14 protein-coding genes and 2 pseudogenes are annotated in these 16,637 nt (G+C 65.7%); 8 read left to right on the top strand and 8 right to left on the bottom strand.

Annotated features, from left to right (window positions below):
- The first annotated feature begins 1,415 nt into the window (after nt 1–1,415).
- The 3 genes from F0U60_RS15160 (at nt 1,416) to F0U60_RS15150 (ending at nt 3,665) form a co-directional block, all read left to right on the top strand.
- Nucleotides 1,416–2,318: an RluA family pseudouridine synthase gene (locus F0U60_RS15160; RefSeq protein ID WP_395819852.1), complete on the top strand. Its 903-nt coding sequence runs from the start codon at nt 1,416–1,418 to the stop codon at nt 2,316–2,318.
- Entirely contained in the window at nt 2,306–2,656 is a 351-nt protein-coding gene (locus F0U60_RS15155) for a hypothetical protein (RefSeq protein WP_395819849.1), read from the top strand. The genes F0U60_RS15160 and F0U60_RS15155 overlap by 13 nt, the downstream gene beginning before the upstream one ends.
- 247 nt (nt 2,657–2,903) lie before the next feature.
- A complete protein-coding gene (locus F0U60_RS15150; protein ID WP_395819846.1) occupies nt 2,904–3,665 on the top strand; it encodes a hypothetical protein in 762 nt (253 codons plus the stop codon).
- A 315-nt stretch (nt 3,666–3,980) separates the two neighbouring features.
- On the opposite strand, the gene F0U60_RS15145 is transcribed toward F0U60_RS15150, so the two are convergent.
- Entirely contained in the window at nt 3,981–4,619 is a 639-nt protein-coding gene (locus tag F0U60_RS15145) for a glutathione S-transferase family protein (RefSeq protein ID WP_395819843.1), read from the bottom strand.
- Nucleotides 4,620–4,636: 17 nt separating this feature from the next.
- Here F0U60_RS15145 and F0U60_RS15140 point away from each other — a divergent pair, with 17 nt between their 5' ends.
- Nucleotides 4,637–4,855, top strand: a complete 219-nt coding sequence (locus tag F0U60_RS15140) for a hypothetical protein (protein ID WP_395819840.1) — start codon at nt 4,637–4,639, stop codon at nt 4,853–4,855.
- Nucleotides 4,856–4,907: 52 nt separating this feature from the next.
- Here the strand turns inward: F0U60_RS15140 and F0U60_RS15135 are convergent, their stop codons facing one another.
- Both F0U60_RS15135 and F0U60_RS15130 read right to left on the bottom strand, forming a co-directional pair.
- A complete protein-coding gene (locus F0U60_RS15135) occupies nt 4,908–5,786 on the bottom strand; it encodes an RNA polymerase sigma factor (protein ID WP_395819838.1) in 879 nt (292 codons plus the stop codon).
- Complete coding sequence (locus F0U60_RS15130) at nt 5,783–6,532, bottom strand: SDR family NAD(P)-dependent oxidoreductase (RefSeq protein ID WP_395819835.1); 750 nt, start codon at nt 6,530–6,532, stop codon at nt 5,783–5,785. The genes F0U60_RS15135 and F0U60_RS15130 overlap by 4 nt, the downstream gene beginning before the upstream one ends.
- A gap of 271 nt (nt 6,533–6,803) precedes the next feature.
- On the opposite strand from F0U60_RS15130, the pseudogene F0U60_RS15125 reads away from it, so the two are divergent.
- Nucleotides 6,804–7,956: pseudogene (locus tag F0U60_RS15125) on the top strand (IS4 family transposase).
- Nucleotides 7,957–8,745: 789 nt separating this feature from the next.
- On the opposite strand, the gene F0U60_RS15120 reads toward F0U60_RS15125, so the two are convergent.
- On the bottom strand, nt 8,746–9,540 hold the full coding sequence (locus F0U60_RS15120) for a hypothetical protein (protein WP_395819832.1): 795 nt from the start codon (nt 9,538–9,540) through the stop codon (nt 8,746–8,748).
- A 310-nt stretch (nt 9,541–9,850) separates the two neighbouring features.
- Here F0U60_RS15120 and istA point away from each other — a divergent pair, with 310 nt between their 5' ends.
- The 3 genes and pseudogenes from istA to F0U60_RS15105 form a co-directional block, all read left to right on the top strand.
- Nucleotides 9,851–11,338 carry an IS21 family transposase gene (gene istA, locus F0U60_RS15115; protein ID WP_395804709.1) on the top strand — a complete coding sequence of 496 codons (1,488 nt, stop codon included), beginning with the start codon at nt 9,851–9,853 and terminating at the stop codon, nt 11,336–11,338.
- A gap of 148 nt (nt 11,339–11,486) precedes the next feature.
- Nucleotides 11,487–12,161, top strand: a complete 675-nt coding sequence (gene istB, locus F0U60_RS15110; protein WP_395819829.1) for an IS21-like element helper ATPase IstB — start codon at nt 11,487–11,489, stop codon at nt 12,159–12,161.
- Nucleotides 12,162–12,755: 594 nt separating this feature from the next.
- Nucleotides 12,756–12,917: pseudogene (locus F0U60_RS15105) on the top strand (SitI3 family protein); the annotation flags it as partial.
- A gap of 60 nt (nt 12,918–12,977) precedes the next feature.
- Here the strand turns inward: F0U60_RS15105 and F0U60_RS15100 are convergent.
- The 4 genes from F0U60_RS15100 to F0U60_RS15085 all read right to left on the bottom strand — a co-directional run bounded on the left by F0U60_RS15100 (nt 12,978) and on the right by F0U60_RS15085 (nt 16,354).
- Complete coding sequence (locus F0U60_RS15100) at nt 12,978–13,619, bottom strand: RNA polymerase sigma factor (protein WP_395819825.1); 642 nt, start codon at nt 13,617–13,619, stop codon at nt 12,978–12,980.
- A 210-nt stretch (nt 13,620–13,829) separates the two neighbouring features.
- Entirely contained in the window at nt 13,830–15,062 is a 1,233-nt protein-coding gene (locus F0U60_RS15095) for a Kelch repeat-containing protein (RefSeq protein WP_395819822.1), read from the bottom strand.
- Nucleotides 15,059–15,868: a hypothetical protein gene (locus tag F0U60_RS15090; protein ID WP_395819819.1), complete on the bottom strand. Its 810-nt coding sequence runs from the start codon at nt 15,866–15,868 to the stop codon at nt 15,059–15,061. The genes F0U60_RS15095 and F0U60_RS15090 overlap by 4 nt, the downstream gene beginning before the upstream one ends.
- A gap of 357 nt (nt 15,869–16,225) precedes the next feature.
- Nucleotides 16,226–16,354 carry a hypothetical protein gene (locus F0U60_RS15085; RefSeq protein ID WP_395819817.1) on the bottom strand — a complete coding sequence of 43 codons (129 nt, stop codon included), beginning with the start codon at nt 16,352–16,354 and terminating at the stop codon, nt 16,226–16,228.
- Nucleotides 16,355–16,637: the final 283 nt, after the last annotated feature.

Below are 16,637 nucleotides of genomic sequence, written 5' to 3'. Positions count from 1 at the left end.
GCAATCCCGGCGTCGACTACGACCCGGTGAGCGATCGCATCGTGGCGTGGAAGGGAGGCGGGGACATCTACACGCTGGACATCGACACCCGCGTCTGGACGAAGCATCCGGCACGGGGCACGGTGGTGCCCGGACCGGCCAACATGAACGGGACCTTCGGGCGGTTCCGCTACGTGCCAGGTCTGAACGTCTTCGTGGTGGTCAATACCGTCGACACGAATGTCTTCGTCTACCGGCTCGATTCGAGACCCCCTCGCCTGTTGCGGCGCATCGACGTGAAGACGCCCAAGGCCTCGGTCGAGACGAACACGACCGGCAAGCTGCAGGTGACGGCGGTGTTCCAGGACGGAAGCTCGTTCGTCGCCACGTCGGGGGTCACGTTCAGCTCGCTCGACCCGGAGGTGGCGACCGTGGACGAGGGTGGCACCTTCCGGGCCATCAACCCGGGCCGGGCCCGGCTGCAGGCGAGCTACACCGACCCGCTCACCCGGCGCGGGCTGGTCGGAGCCCTGGAGCTCGAAGTGGTGCCGATGGCCGGTGACGTCGTCCTCGACGCGCTGAAGATTCAGCCAGCAACGGCGCTCAAGGCGCTCCGCGGAATGCCGGCGCGCTACACGGCCGTCGGCTCCTTCCACCGCGGCGCCGACGTCTTCACCCGCGACGTCACCTGCGAGGCCACCTGGAGCTCCGACAGTCCGTCCATTGCCACGGTGACCAACGGCACGGTGCAGGGACTCTCGGAGGGAGGCACGACGCTCCACGCGAAGATCGGGCAGGTTGACGCCCAGGCAGCCCTCGAGGTCATTCCGAACGCGACCCGGGAGCTCTTCGCCCTGAACTTCCAGCCTCCGGGACCGCCGGCGGTGGCGGGCTGGGCGGTGGCCGACGACTCCGCCTTCGACGCGGCCCGTGGTTGGGGCTGGCAGGGCACGGCCGGTCTTCTGACCCGAGGCGACCGCAACGGCACCAAGGATCCGCGCCTCGCCAGCTTCGTGCAGACGACCGGAGGGAAGTTCCGGCTCCAGGTTCCCGATGGCCGGTACCACGTGGCGGCGTCCGTGGGAGACAACACCTTCGGCGTGGGCCTCGCGAGCGTGGAGCTCGCGGGCGCAGGCATCGTCTACGGCGTCGGCACGGGCAACACGGCGGGAGCAGGCATTGTCGAAGCCACCGGAGGCAAGGGCCTCGTCTTCGACGTCGTGGGGCCCATCAACTGGCTCGCGGTGATGCCGGTCAACGGCCTGGATTTCGACCAGGCGCTCGCCGCGGCGAAGACCTGGTAGAGGGCAAGCGCTTCCACGGAGTGAGCTCGAAAGAGACGTTCAGACCTGGGTCCATGAGCGACATCACGCACGGTCCGCGCGAGAAGCGCGTCCCTCGGGAGTTCTTCCCCCTCTTCGAGGGGGCGTAGCGGCATGGCACTCAACACGGGCTATGCCTACCGCGAACAGCTGGGCGTCCGGGCACGAGGACAGAGCACGCTCTCCTATCTGGTCGCCGCCTACCGGCACTCCCCGATGGAGGTGTGGCGGGAGCGGCTCTCCCGGGGAGAGGTCCTGTTGGATGGCATCCCCGCGACGGGCGAGGAGCGTCTGAAATCCGGCCAGTGGCTCGTCTGGAACCGGCCCCCCTGGGAGGAGAAGGAGACGCCGCGCGACTACTCGCTCGTGCACGAGGACGAGGCGCTCCTGGCGGTCATCAAGCCGGGCGGCCTGCCCACGACGCCGGGTGGAGGCTTCCTCGTGAACACCCTGCTCCACCTCGTGCGGGAGCGCTTTCCAGAGGCGAGTCCCCTGCATCGGCTGGGACGTGGCACCTCGGGCCTGGTGCTCTTCGCGCGCACGCACGACGCGGCGGCGAAGCTGTCCCGCGCCTGGCGCGAGCACGAGGTGGAGAAGCGTTACCGGGCCCTGTCGAGTGGCGTGGCCACCCAGGATCGCTACGACATCACCGCGCCCATCGGCGAGGCGATGCATCCGAGCATGGGGATGGTCCCCATGGCGATGCCTGGCGGGAAGGCGTCCCGGAGCCTGGCGCGCGTGCTCCAGCGGCGCGCGGCGAGCACCCTCTTCGAGGTGGATATCCAGACGGGCCGCTCCCAGCAGATCCGCATCCATCTGGCCTTCATCGGGCATCCGCTCGAGGAAGATCCCGTCTACGCGGTGGGAGGCGTGCCGCGCGCCGAGCATCCGGGACTGCTCGGGGATACCGGCTACCTGCTGCACGCGGAGCGGCTGTGCTTTGTGCATCCGCTCACGGGCGAGCGCCTGGAACTCCACGCCTCCATTCCGCGCGAACTCGAGGTGTGGTCGAGCTGATCAAACGCCTTGCGGCACTGACCATCGGTCAACCCCTGACGGAGCCCACGCCCGCGGTGGTTTCCGCGGCGGCGCTCCAGGCGCTCGTCTGGCGCCATCGCAGCGGGGACGCCTTGCGCACGATTCGCCTGCAGGACGGTCACCTCTACAGCGTGCTCGGGGAGGGGCCGCCCGGCCTCATCCAGCCCCTGTCCCCGACGGAGCTCTTCTTCCCGGACAACTCCGACCTGCACCTGCGCTTCACCCTGGAGGCCGGACGGGCCGTCGCCGTCACGCGTCTGTCGGATGGGGGCTCGCCACAGGTCATCCTCCGTGAGCCTGCGGAGTCGACGCCGTAGGCCTGGAGGCCAGGGGGAGCCCTCCAAGCATCATCCGCCGAATCGTTTGACACTTTTTTGGGTCGGTATGAGCACTCTTGCTGCATGGGCTCGAGCCCGTTCACAGTCACGAAAAGCCTGTTCACTGCACCGAAGGAGCGACTCACGGAATGCCTCCTGTGTGCGCTCGTGCCGCGCTGTACTGTGGTGTGACGCCCCTTGCGGAGCGTTTGTTCCAAGCGCAGAGGGGAAAAGACAGGTAATGCACATGCGAAATCATATTGCTTCCGCGGTATTGAGCCTCGGCTTGATGGCAGGGTTTGGTTGTGGCCCCCTGGAGATGGAGCCCACGGAGCCCTCGGCGGACGCCGTTCTGTCTGGAGCAGAGGCCGTCATGGATGAGGCCGCTCCGAAGCAGGGAGCGGACGTCTCCGCCCTGGCCTCGCGGCCGTACCTCATTACCTGGAGTGATTTCTCCCGGACGGCGCCGGTCCATCAGATCTGCACCTCGTACCACTTCATGAGCTGCCGGGATTGTTACTTGTACAATAACAACGCATACTATCTATCCCGTTGCGTCTCTCCGACTGATATCTATCCGTTCGGCTGTAGTTACTGCAATAGTTACGCGACAACGGATCGTGTTCTGCTCCCCGATGGAGATTTGATTGACGTGTCCATCGAGCACAACGCCACTTCCGTGGAGGGCATCGAGTTCCGGCTGGAGTCCGCCCCCAATGTGAGGTGGTGGAAGCAGGTGGCGCTCACCGGTGTGGCGGATAACTGGACCGTGTGGAACGAGAACGGCCAATCCTGGTGCAACTGGCCCCAGCCGCGGACGGCTGGATGCAATACCAACTCGCAGTGGACCGAAACCACGCTGAACCCGGGCTCGATGTTCATCTTCTCCAAGGTCCAGCCCTTCGGGAATCGCACCGAATCGTACGTGCTCTATAATCTCGCCGAGCGGCTCACCGGTGGAGATCGCGTGACCTTCCGCTGGGTGGAGGACGTGTGGGATCAGAACTAAGCCAGTTCGAGTAGGTCTTGTGGGGGGGTTCTGCCCGGATTTTCCCTGCTGTGGTGAAATGGAATATGAGAAATACATTCGGGCTGAAGCACCTCGACCGGCCAACGAGATGCGGACCCGCCCCGCGGTCTTCTTCCCGGAGGGTGGGATCATCGCCTGGGGCGAGGGTTCCGGCACCGTGGGCTTGTGGGGCGTGATGGCCGCTGTACAGGGACACGCACCACGTCAGCAGCCGCGCCGCACGCGACGCGGCGTTGATGTTCGAATGACGGAAAAAAAGGAAAGCCCCCAACCAGGTCGTCAGCCGGCTGGTGGCTAGCCGGCGTTAATCGCCAATTGGGCGGCGAACGCCCGCTTGTATGCGGGCCGCGCTTCGCCGCGGGCGACATAGGCAGCCAGCTTCGGGAATTCGTCCAGAATGCCCGATGATTTCAGCCTGAGCAGCACCGACACCATCATCAGGTCGCCCGCGCTGAACGCACCATCGAGCCAGTCGGCATCGCCCAGGCGAGCAGAAAGTTGGCCCAGCCGATTGCGGACGCGCTCCTCGACCAGAGGCAGGCGCTCCTTACTCCAGGGCTTATCGCCCTCCAGAATCGTGGCGGTTGCGAGTTCAAGGATCGCCGGCTCCACGGTGTTGAGCGCGGCAAACATCCAGGTGATCGCACGCGCCCGGGCATTGGCATCGTCCGGCAACAGCCCCGCATGGCGCGCGGCGATATGGAAGACGATCGCGCCTGTCTCGAACAGGGCGAGATCGCCTTCCTCATAGGTTGGAATCTGGCCGAACGGATGAAGGCGCAGATGCGCGGGTTCCTTCATCGCACGGAACGAAACAAGGCGAACCTCGTAGGGTTGGCCCACTTCTTCAAGCGCCCAGCGAACGCGCATATCACGCGCTAGTCCCTTGCCGCCATCGGGCGACCGTTCAAAGGCGGTAATGATGATGGTCATCGTGAGGCTGGCTCCTCTTGGCGAAAATCACCGGCTGTGGGGCTGGCAAGCTGTATAGCCATAGTCGACAGTACCGGCTGGCCAAGGACATGCTCAATTCCTTCATCGGGAAATTGTTCAAGCACGAGCGGGGCGGCGGGCTGCTAAGCGCCCGGACATTAATTCTGTACACCTGCGGCGTGGCGCTGCTGCAATTCGCCCTACGCCGTATCCACCAAGGGCTGCGGCGTAGGTGATCAACATCTATGTCCGGGCGCTTAGCGAGGCGACCTGGTTGCGGTACTCGGTTCAGATGCTGAAGAACGTGCGGAGGGTGTCGTTGCGGAGGATTTCGTCGACCACCTTCGAGCGGCTGACCTGGAGCGGGTGCTCCAGGAAGACCCGCTGGTGGAGCTGCTCGACGGTGTCGATGACCTCCGACGACCCGCTGCGCGTGAGGGCCTCGATCCTGTCGACGTAGTCGGTGTTGAACACGAGGTGCTTCGGGTCCACCGCGCCGCTGCGCACATAGCCCCGGGTCTTCTTGTCGCACCGACACGGGTTGGCCGCGTTGACGAGCCCGCAGCGCTGGTTCATCCAGCTGTACAGGTCCTTGCGCGCCCGGGAGAGCCGAACGCGGAAATTCCCCGGAGAGATCTCCAGCAGCTCGCCGCCGAGCTGATGGTCCACCCCGAAAAGCTCGCCGAGCACGTAGGTGATTCGCTGCTCACGGTCCAGGCACATCAACATGCCCGTCGTGCACCGAATCCGCAGCTCTTCGACCGTACCGGCGGCGTCCCGCAGCTCCTGTGGAGTCATCGCCTCGTCCGGAACCGCTGCGATCCGGGCGAAGTAGGTCTGGAAGTCGTCGACCAGCACCTCCATCCCGCGCCGGCGGCTCTTGAGGAGGTGATTGACGGTGAGCCGGTAGAGCCAGGTCCGGAACGCACTCTCCGCCCGGAAGGTGCGCAGAGAGGTGATGACCTTCACGAAGACCTCCTGGGTGAGGTCCTCGGCGTCCTCCCGCCGCCCGCACATCTTCAGCGACAGGTTGTAGACGAAGGGCTGGTGCCGGGCGACGAGCTCGCGCAGCGCGTCCTTGCTGCCGTCGACCGCGCGCGCCACGAGGCCGTGGTCGCCGTCGGTGTCGTAGCCGGGGTGGAAGGGATTCTCTTCAAGCGACGTCATACCTGGCGCAGGCCTCCGTCGACCGCGAGCTCCGTGCCCGTGACATACGACGAATCCGGTGCCGCGAGGAACAGCACGGCGCGGGCAATCTCCTCGGGGCGGCCCCAGCGCTTCACCGGAATCTGCGCGGTGATGCTCGCCCCCGCGGCCTCGAGCTGCTCGGCGGGGAGTCCCAGCTTCCCCCACAGCGGGGTCTCGATGGCGCCGGGGCACACCGCGTTGACGCGAATCCCTCGCGGTGCCAGCTCGGCGGCGGCCACGCGGACGAGCGAACGGAGCGCCGCCTTCGTCATGCTCAGCACGCTCGAACCCTCGAAGCCGATGCGGTTGAGCCACGACGTCGTCACCACCACCGACGCGCCGTCATTCAGGTGTGGGATGGCCTGCCGCAGCGTATTGAACGTCCCCTTCATGTTCACCGTGACGAGCTCGTCGAACAGCGCCTCGGTGGTGTCGGCCAGGGGCATCAGCTTCACCACCGCCGCGTTCGCGAACAGGATGTCGATTCCGCCGAAGCGCTGGCGCGTCTCCTGGAACAGGCGCTCCAGGTCGGCCCCGCGCGTCACATCCCCCCGCACCGCATGTGCGTTCGGGCCGAGCGACTTCACCGTCTCCGCCAGGTCCTCCTCCGAGCGCGCGAAGACAACGACCTTCGCCCCTTCCTCCGCGAGCAGCCGCGCAGTGGCGAGTCCGATTCCGCTGGTGCCCCCGGTGATGACCGCGACCTTCTGAGCGAACCCCTTCATGTGCAACCTCCCGTGTTCGAGTTGGAGGTTGGACCCACGGGCCGCCAGGGTGTTACAGCCGGAGGAGTTGGCGGCCCACGCGCTTCGAAGAATCGTGAGTGAATCCAGGCACTTCAAGTCCAGCGAGGCGTGCGGGACTGGCACCTGCCGCCACTTGGACCTTGGATTTGAGAGCGCGGCCCTGAGGCATCCCCTCATTTAGCAAGCTGGCGAGGAGGGGGTCGGTAGGCTGTTTAGTTCGAGCAGTAGGGTCATGGACGTTACCGGAGAAGTGGGTACTTCAGCTATCAACGAGCAGCAGGTCCATGAATTCCTCTCCAGCCTCTTCGCCGAGGACGTCCACGCCAAGCGGGTGCTGTCACTGTCGCTGGCGACGCTGGGGGTCATCCACGCCGCGAGTTTGTCGGTGTACGCCATCGGGCAGGCCGTGGCGGTGGCGCGAGGCACCAAGGGCAAGCACGGGGTGAAGCAGGTAGACAGGTTGCTGTCCAATGCGGGCTTGAACGTGTGGCACCTGTTCAGTCTGTGGGTGCCGTACATGCTGGCCCAGCGCACCGAGGCCGTCATCGCCTTGGACTGGACGGACTTCGACGATGATGACCACACCACCCTGGTGGCTTCGCTGCTGACGAAGCACGGCCGCCCTACGCCCCTGGTGTGGCTGACAGTGCACAAGTCCACCCTCAAGGGCCAGCGCAACGACGTGGAGGACACCGTCCTGCTACGCCTGCGCGAACTGATTCCGGGCGAGGTGAAGGTGACGGTACTGGCCGACCGGGGCTTCGCTGATCAGGCACTGTATGCGCTGCTGGCGCAGTTGGGCTTCTCGTACGTGGTGCGCTTCCGCAAATCCATCACGGTGACGAACACAGACGGGGAGCGCAAACCCGCGGGGGAGTGGGTGCCGAAGTCGGGCCACCTGCGCACGCTCAAAGGAGCGCGAGTCACGGCGGACGAGACAGAAGTGGCTGCCGTGGTGTGCCTGAAGAAGAAGGGCATGAAGGATGCCTGGTGTCTGGCCACCAACCTGGTGGATGCCTCCGGTGCCGAGGTCGTCGCGCTCTACCGCCGCCGTTTCACCATCGAAGAGGGTTTCAGGGATGTGAAGGACTTGCGCTTCGGTATGGGCCTGTCTTCGGTGCGCATCGCCGAGACGGACAGGCGAGACAGGTTGCTGCTGGTCAGTGCCCTGGCGTGCGCGCTGCTGACGCTGCTGGGGGCCGCGGGCGAGAGTCTCGGCATGGAGCGCTACCTCAAGGCCAACACCTCCAAGAAGCGCACCTACTCCCTCTTCCGTCAGGGATGGTATGTACTACAAGGCCCTGCCCATGATGCGAGAAGCCGAGTTGCGTCCGCTCATGGAGCGCTTCGCCCAACTCGTCCGTGAGCAGCTCGTTTTCCGCGAAGCTTTCGGTCTCATCTAAAATGAGGGGATGGCTCAGGGATGCCTGGCATTCCAGGCAGGGGTCAGCAAGGAGTCGAAGAAGGAGAGGACGCCACGAGTGGACTGGGCGGAGTTGCTGAGGAGAACGTTCGCGTGGGACGTGTTCGTCTGCGTGAGGTGTGGAGGCAGGCGTCGGGTGCTGGCGTACGTGAAGGGAGGGGGTGGAGTGCGAGCGATTCTAGAGCACCTGGGCCTGGCCACGGCAGGTGCGGGGCTGGCCCCGGCGCGAGGGCCCCCACAAACCCCGTGGTGTTGAGGCTCAAGCCGCCCCAGCCAAGAGAGCCAGTCCCCTGCCGCGCACCTCATGGGAAGGCGGCCTGGGCCGACGTGTATCCCAAGGGGCTGCGCGGCTTCTCCACCCGCCTGGCGTACTGCTCCGGCGGCCCCGTCAGCGGCCCTCCTCGGCTCCTGCGCTCCTGCCCTCACCCTCAACATGGCCTCTATCCCGCCTATACGCCTCATTGCATGTATTGACAGTCACGGGAGACATTCCGGACGGGGGCATGGGGCGGACGTGAACCAGGGATGCCTTAACGGTGTTCGACATGACGCATTCCTCCTTCAAGAGAGACTGTGTGGGATTGGGATGTATTTATTTTCGTGCCTGCACTCAAAGAGTTGCATGCACTCGCTGCTTTTTATTTGAAGCAAGACAACAACCCCAGAAGACCGACCTGTCTTTCAATGGGGTTCGTGCGGCAGCACCGTCACATGCGACCGCCTGGCACGACCAGAACGAGTCCGAGGCGGCCTCGCATCCAGTTCGGGACTACGAGCCGTAGACCTGGTCGAACGGCTGGCGCTTGGGCAGGTACGGGTCGGCGAACGAGTGAAGCCCCGGGATGAAGCTGCTGAAGGCGAGGACCTTCGCGCCTCGACCCGGCTGCGCCCCGGACGGAGTGAGGCCCTGTGCCTGAAGGCCCGCTCCCCTGACAATGGGGTCAAGCAAGTTCACGTAGTGGACGTACTTGGGACCATCCGGGTAGCTCTGCGCCGCGCCACCGAACGTCTCCACCTTGACTCGAGAGAGCGCCTTCTCCGCGTCGGCCTCCTTCAGGCCATCCTTGATGAGGCGGTCTCGGACCTCACTCAGGGCGTTGGACGTGATGAGGGCCCCCTGGCTATGGGCCACCACATGCGGGCTTCGCCCGGCCTGGAGCTCCTTGTAGAGCCCACTGGCCAGCGTCTTCGTCGTGGGGTTGTCCTTCGCACCCAGCTTGTCCCTGCTCACCTGGGAGAGATCCTCGACGGTACCATCCGAGGCGTTGTAGATACCCACCACCTCGGAGCCCGTCCGATTGGCCAGACTCTGAAGACTCGCACGATGGTCCGCGACGGTGTTCCACACACCATTGACGAAGTACAGCTTCCCCTCCTTGCCGTAGGTTCGGGGATCCACGTTGGTCGGAGGCTTCGCTCCCGGCTGCGGCAGAGTCCCCTTGACGTCATTCAGGGTGGTGCCTCCCCCGTGGACCCGCCCATCCCCGCCGAAAATCTTTCCATCGAACGGGTGCTGGCTCTTCGCTCGCGGGGGCAGGGAGTCCGACAGGCTGGGAGAACGCATGGGCCTCGGCTGAGGCTGCCCCGCCTGCTGGGTGGGCCGCGTGTAGGAGCTCTGGGACGCCAGCGGGGGCGCCGGCGGGGGCGCCTGGGGCGAGGGCGAAGACGTGGGCCGCGAGTCGGCGCCCGAAGGCGCCTGGGGCGCGGGCGAAGGCGTAGGCACGACACCACCGGGCGTACGGGGAGCCACGCCGGAGCCGCTCAGCTGCTCAGCGACAACTACACCTCCCCATCAACGACAATTACACCTCCCCATCCAGAGTGACGGCAGCCGTCGGTAGAAACCCGGTGACTCCGGAGGTTCGGATGGACGGGTGAGGACGACGGATGCCCAGGTGAGGAAGCTGATGGAAGAGATGGCGAAGCACGGTCGCCTCGGGCTGGCGTCGGCCCGGGCGGGGATGGACCGCAAGACGGCACGCAAGTACGTGAAGGAGGGGAAGTTCCCCTCGGAGCTCAAGCAGGAGCGCACCTGGAGGACACGGGAGGACCCGTTCGAGGAGCAGTGGGACAGCCTGGCCGAGCGGCTGAAGGAGGCGCCGGAGCTGGAGGCCAAGACGCTCTTCGAGGAGCTGTGTGCTCGCGAGCCGGGCCGCTACAAGCCGGGGCAGCTGCGCACGTTGCAGCGGCGAGTGCGCCAGTGGAGAGCGCAGCAGGGACCGGAGAAGCAGGTGTTCTTCGCCCAGGAGCATCGGCCCGGGGAAGCGATGCAGACGGACTTCACCTGGGCCAAGGAGTTGGAGGTGACGGTGGGAGGCGAGCCCTTCGCGCACCTGCTGTGCCACCCGGTGCTGCCCTACTCCAACTGGGAATGGGCGACGGTGTGCCACTCGGAGTCCATGGCGGCCATCAAGCGAGGAGTGCAGGCGGCCGTCTTCCGGCTGGGGAAGGTGCCGCGCTACCACCAGACGGACAACTCCACCAGCGCCACGCACGACCTGCGCAACGGCAAGCGGGGCTTCAACGCCGAGTACCTCGCGCTCATGAAGCACCTGGGCATGGAGCCGCGCACCATTGAAGTGGGGAAGAAGGAGCAGAACGGGGACGTGGAGGCGCTCAACGGCGCGCTCAAACGCCGGCTATTGCAGCACCTGCTGATGCGCGGCAGCCGGGATTTCGAGAGCGCCGCGGCGTACGAGAGCTGGGTGCAGAGCGTGCTGGAGAAGGCCAACCGGCTGCGCGGCGCGAAGGTGGAGGAGGAGCTCGCGGCGATGAGGCCGCTGTCGGTGCAGCGGCTGGTGGAGTACAGCGAGCTGGAGGTAGTCGTCACGGCATGGAGCACCATCCGGGTGCAGCACAACACGTACTCGGTACCCTCGCGGCTGGTGGGCCAGCGCGTGCGGGTGCGCGTGTACGACGACAGGCTGGAGGTGCTGCACGCGGGAAAGCCGCAGCTGGTGGTGGACAGGCTGGTGGGCCGCAACGGACACCGCATCAACTACCGGCACATCATCTGGTCGCTGGTGCAGAAGCCAGGGGCCTTCGCGCAGTACCGCTACCGGGAGGACCTCTTCCCCTCGCTGGTATTCCGCCAGGCGTATGACGAGCTGCAGCGGGTGCACGAGGGGAGAGCCGCGGATGTGGAGTACCTGCGGATTCTTCACCTTTCGGCCTCCACGCTGGAGTCCCAGGTGGAGCAGGTGCTGACGCGACTGCTGGCCGAGGGCGGACTGCGCGGTGCCGAGCAGGTGAAGGCGCTGGTGGCGCCAGCCAGGCCCGAGGTGCCCGAGCTGGCACAGCCCGAGGTGGACCTGAGCAGCTATGACGCGCTGCTGGTGGCGCAGCGGGAGGTGGCCTCATGAGCACCACCTCCACGTCCCTGCGAGCAGCGGCGAGCGCCGCCGACGAGCAGCAGCAGACGCTGGCCATGCTGCTGCGAGCGCTGAAGCTGCCTGCGTTTGCAGCCCACCACGAGGAGCTGGCCAGGCGCGCCGGGCAGGAGGGATGGACGTGCCCGCACTACCTGCGCCAACTGGTGGAGCTGGAGCTGAGCGAGCGCCGGGGCCGGCGGATAGAGCGACTGCTCAAGGCCTCGGGCTGTCCACGGACAAGACGCTCGCCACGCTCGAGCAGGAGAAGCTGCCGGCCAAGGTGCGCCGCCAGCTACCGGCCCTGTGCGAGGGCGGCTTCGTCGAGCGCGCGGAGAACGTGCTGGCCTTCGGGCTGCCGGGCCGCGGCAAGACGCACGTGGTGAGCGCCATAGGCCACGAGCTGGTGCAGCGCGGTTACGAGGTGCTCTTCATCCCGGCGGTGCTGCTGGTGCAGCGACTGCTCTCGGCCAAGAAGAGCCTCTTGCTGGAGAAGGAGCTGCGGCGGCTGGACGGGTACGACGCGGTCATCATCGACGACATCGGCTACATCCAGCAGGACAGGGAGGAGATGGAGGTGCTGTTTACCTTCCTGGCCCAGCGCTACGAGCGCAGGAGCGTCCTGATTACGAGCAACCTGGTGTTTTCGCAGTGGGACCGAATCTTCAAGGACGCGATGACGACGGCGGCGGCGATTGACCGGGTGGTGCACCACGCGCTGATTCTGGAGCTCACCGGGGAGAGCTACCGCAGCGAGAAGGCCAGGAGCCGGGAGACGGCCGACAAGGCCCCGCGCAAGGCGCCCGGGGACGAGTAACAGCCTGTCCACAGGTTTTGAGTCTCCCCCCGGGCCCCCCTCATCCACAGCCCTGCCCACAGCACAGGAGGTGACCGACCCAGAGGCTTCGATGGACGTGACGACGACTACGGCGACGACGAAGTGAACGCAGTCAGGGCATCAACCCGATGGGGAAGTGTAATTGTCGCCAAGGGGAAAAAGTAATTGACGCTGGGCAGCTCAGCCGCGAGTAATCGCGCGCTGGGGGTTGGAAGGCGTCCCGGTGGTGCTGCGAGGCGGGAGGAGCCGCGGTGTTGGGAGCCGGCGCATTCTGCGCGGACGGCTGCGGCGACGGCTTCGGCGACGGCTTCGGCGTTGGGGGCGTCACTCGGGCGGGGCTGGAGGATGGGGGCTGAACAAGTGCCATGGTCGATACTCCGGGAGATGTGTGATTGTGACTCCCCCCGTACGCCCCAAAGCCTCCAGTGGTTACATGCGGCTACATTTTCCGATGATCGTGCTCGGAGTGACGCGGGCACGGACGCCTCGGAGTGACGCGGGTACGGACGCCTCGGACGGAGGCGGGGGCGGCGGCACGGGAGGTGCGCCGGCCGGCATGGCCGAGGCGTTCGGCTGGACTACAACAGTGAGCTGCTGTTCGAGGAAGCACGGCAGCTCATGCTTCGAGCAGCCATGTTGCTCCTTGAGAATGGGCGGGACGGCGTCCTGCTCCGCAATGGGGAGGGCATCATCCCGCAGCGGCTCGGGGGCAGGTTGACGCTCAATGCCGACCTCCGCTGGTGGATGGGTGAACCCCGCCTCGAGCAGGCAATCACGCCTCCCACGAGCCCCCTGCTATCGGTCCTCCAGCCAGCTGGAGCGGAGCTCGTCCTCGTCTCGCGACATCGTCAACAACTCGCGCAGCCGCACATAACCCCGGTGGGCCCGGACCTTCACCGCGCCCTCCGTGAGGCCCATGGCCATGGCGATTTCCGCGAAGCTGAGCCCCTGGAAGCGGTGCATGACAATGGGAACGCGCTGCCCTTCCGGAAGCTTCGCCAGGGCTTCCTGAACCCTTCGCTTCATGCCCAGGTGATGTGTCGGCGAGTCTTCCAACTCCGCCACCCGCGGCAGACTCTCCGTGAGCGCCTCCTGCCTCCGCTGACGCCGTATCCAGTTCCGGGCCACATTGGTTCCAATGGCATACAGCCAGGGTTTGAAGCGCGCGTCCGCCCGGAATCGTCCTCGGGCTCGCACCACGGAGAGAAACGTGAGCTGGACCAGGTCATCGGCCGCGCTGGCCTGTCCTGAGAGCCGGAGGAGATACGCCCTCATGGCCCGCGCATAGCGCTGGAAAAGGGTGTTGAAGGCTGTCGTGTCCCCTTGGATGAACAGCAGCATCAGCTCTTCGTCGGACAGACCGGCCGTGGCCACTGGGCCTGCCAGTCCTTCCTCCTTCGAGAGCAAAGCGGACAGGGTCGGAAGCGTGAGAACCATGGACATCCCCAAGGTGTGCTCTACACTTCCTTTATCCGACATTCGTCCACAGAGTTGCGTGGGCCATTTCTGGCGCATTTGCCGGATCCATGCAGCGCAACACGGCGCTGCCCCGGAAGAGCCGGCCGTGCATACGGCCGTCCTGGCCCCTTCGAGGCCACCGTCCCTCCACCATGGATGGGATTTCACGGTGGAGGGACCTGGGCTGTGTTACGGGATGTAGACCTCGACAGTGTTCGTAGGGGAGCCATTGCTCAGGCCGCCCGTGATCAGGACTTCGCCCGACTTCAGAGGGGTTGCAACGTGGTAGGCCCGAGCGCGCCGCATGGGGGGAGCGGCTTCCCATTTGTCTGTTCCCGGGTCATACACCTCGGCTACGGATAGAGACGGCCCTGACGGCGAGCTCGAGCCCGCCACCAGCACCTTCCCCGAAGGCAGAAGCGCGGCAATGTGACCCGCGTGGTCATTGAGCATGGGGTTGGCCGAAGCCCATGACCGGGTGCTCGGGTCATAGATGTCGACGCTATTTCCCGGGGCTTCGTTCCTGCTCGTGCCCGCGACGAGGATGCGGCCCGAGGGAAGCAACGTGGCCGTGTGGTCTTCTCGGGGCGTCGGTGATTGCTTCCCGGAGGTGGTCCAATGCCCCGTGGACTCACTGTATTCCTCCACCGTGAACACAGGCCCACTCAGTTTGAAGCCCCCAATGACAACCACCGTGCCTCCATCCAGCCAGGTGGCCGTAGGTGCATTGTGGGCCACGGGCATGCTCTCCGCCTCACTCCATGTCCCAGAACCCGGGTCATACAGCTCCGCGGAGTTAAGTCCGCCATCGCCATCGATTCCTCCCCCCACCACCAGCACCTTCCCCGATGACAACAAGACAGCCGCATGGACGGCCCGCGCGCCCGTCATCGGACCCACATACGTCCAGGTCCCAGAACCCGGGTCATACAGCTCGGAGGTGGCGGTGGCCTCATCGTTCGCGTTCCGCCCGCCCGCCACGAGCACCGTGCCATCGCGCAGGAGTGTCGCCGTGTGGTCGGCACGCACCTGCTTCATGGAGCCCACCAACGTCCAGGTGTTCTTCTCCGGGTCGTACACCTCGGCTGTCGCCACGACCGTGGACTGGTTGAATCCACCCGCGACCAATACCTTTCCGTCAGAAAGCAGCGTGGCGGTGTGCCCCTTCCTGGCCGAGTGCATCAGGTCGCGCTCTTCCCATCGTCCGGGTTCTGGCTCCGGCTGTCCTCCGTCCGTCCCGCTGTCCGGCTTCCCGCCATCACCTGTCCCGCCCGTATCCCCTCCATCAGACTGCTCGCCACAGAGGGGGGGGTTCCTCTTGCAAACGTTCCCCACTTCCGTGGGGAAGTCGATGCATCCGGCCACACAGGCCGCCAGCCCCAGCATCATGGAGACCAGGACGAAACGAACCGGCGTTCTCATGGCCACCTCCCGGACACGAAGGCGGACGTTCCATCCGTGCCCAGCCGCAGGGACATGGACTCGCCTGGCGCACCGAGCAGGTACATCCCCGTGGCGACGCCCAGGCCCACCACGCCCGCGGCCAACATTCCCACGCCCAACGTCTGGTACGTCCTCCCGCGCGAGGCCACCTCATCCACCTCCTCACGCGAACGGAAGGGGCTGTCAGGGTCGCGCAGCTTCGACTTCTGGCCGTGTGCCAGAGCCCACGAGACGCCGCCCGCTACCACGAGCGCGCCCCCCGAGATGGCGGGAATGAGGGCTCGGCTGCGCAGGCCGACGCCACGAGACGACACCTCGGTCGCGGGCTGAGCGAGGAGCGGCTGCGCGGGGCTCTGCGGCGACGGCGCCACCGTCGACGGAACAACCCTGGATGTCGGAGGCTCCTCCTTGTTCTTCTCGGTCAGCTCACGCTGGACCTGCTTGCGCACCTGTTCGAAGCGTCTCTTCAGCTTCGGGGACACCTGGAGTGGCAGTGTGGCATCGGGATCGAGGAAGAGCGCTGCCTTGAAGGCGGCGTTGGACTCATCCTGCTTGCCTCGGCCGAGCTCCGCGAGCACGATGCCCTCATAGAGCGACAGGGCCACGTCATCATCCGGCCCTTGCGCCACCTTCTTCGCGCGGTTGATTTGCTCGAGCGCTCGCTCGTACTCGAGGTCTTCGATCAACCGGCTCGTGGAGAGGAGGTATGTCCGGACGCTCTTGGAAATCTCTCCGCGCGCTGTCGCGGGGAGGATGAGGACGAGCCCCAGCAGCACCGCTTTCATTCCTCGGATGATCGTTTCATCCAGTGTGCCTGGACTCAATGATACTCCGAGTCCTGGCCTGGCCATTTCCTCGGATCGTACAAGCATGTCGGATGACATCCTGATGTGCATGAACTCCTCCCCGGACCGAATCCATGAGTGATTTCGAGGACTGACACAAGAAGGAAACCCGCTCTTCCCGGAAGGCCCCCGCGACCCCTGGCCAGGCCAGTGTGCGCCCTGCTGCGATGCGGAGCTCGTCGACTCCTGCGTGACCGATGCGGTCTCGCTCCGCAATGGCCCAGAGCCCCAGGGCGAGCCGTAGCCGCCGCTCGAGCTCGAGCCGGGTGGACGCATCCTTCAGCCAGCCCTCGAACGCTAGTCGTTGGCAGCCCGGTACGTTCCTTCCCTCACGCTCTTGATGCGACCGTTGCCAGCCTGGCGGAGGTTCTCGAGCCCCTTCGGCGCCTCCTCGTCACCGGGCAGCGGAGTCTTGACGTTCGTCATCCTTGTGCCGGGGGAGTCCGGCTCCAGGCGGCGTCTTCGCGTTGGTGGCGCCAGCGATTGCGGACCCGAAGGAGTCCTTCGGGGGGTCGTCGACGGGTTCGGCACCATATGGGCTCCAGTGGGCACATGTGGCGAGAAAAGACCCCACCACACACAGCATTATCCATTTACCCACCTCAAAGTTTCGTCCTGGGCCACATTTGCCGACATTTCGCACATCCTCCACATGTGCAGGGCGTGTGCTGGCAAGGCCGATGCGTGGAGTCCGACGCATCCGGCCCAG

Source organism: Archangium minus (assembly GCF_044360475.1).
GTDB classification, from domain to species: Bacteria; Myxococcota; Myxococcia; order Myxococcales; family Myxococcaceae; genus Archangium; species Archangium minus.
The sequence above is the reverse complement of the archived record's forward strand: the minus strand, read 5'-3'. Positions and strand labels throughout refer to the sequence as shown.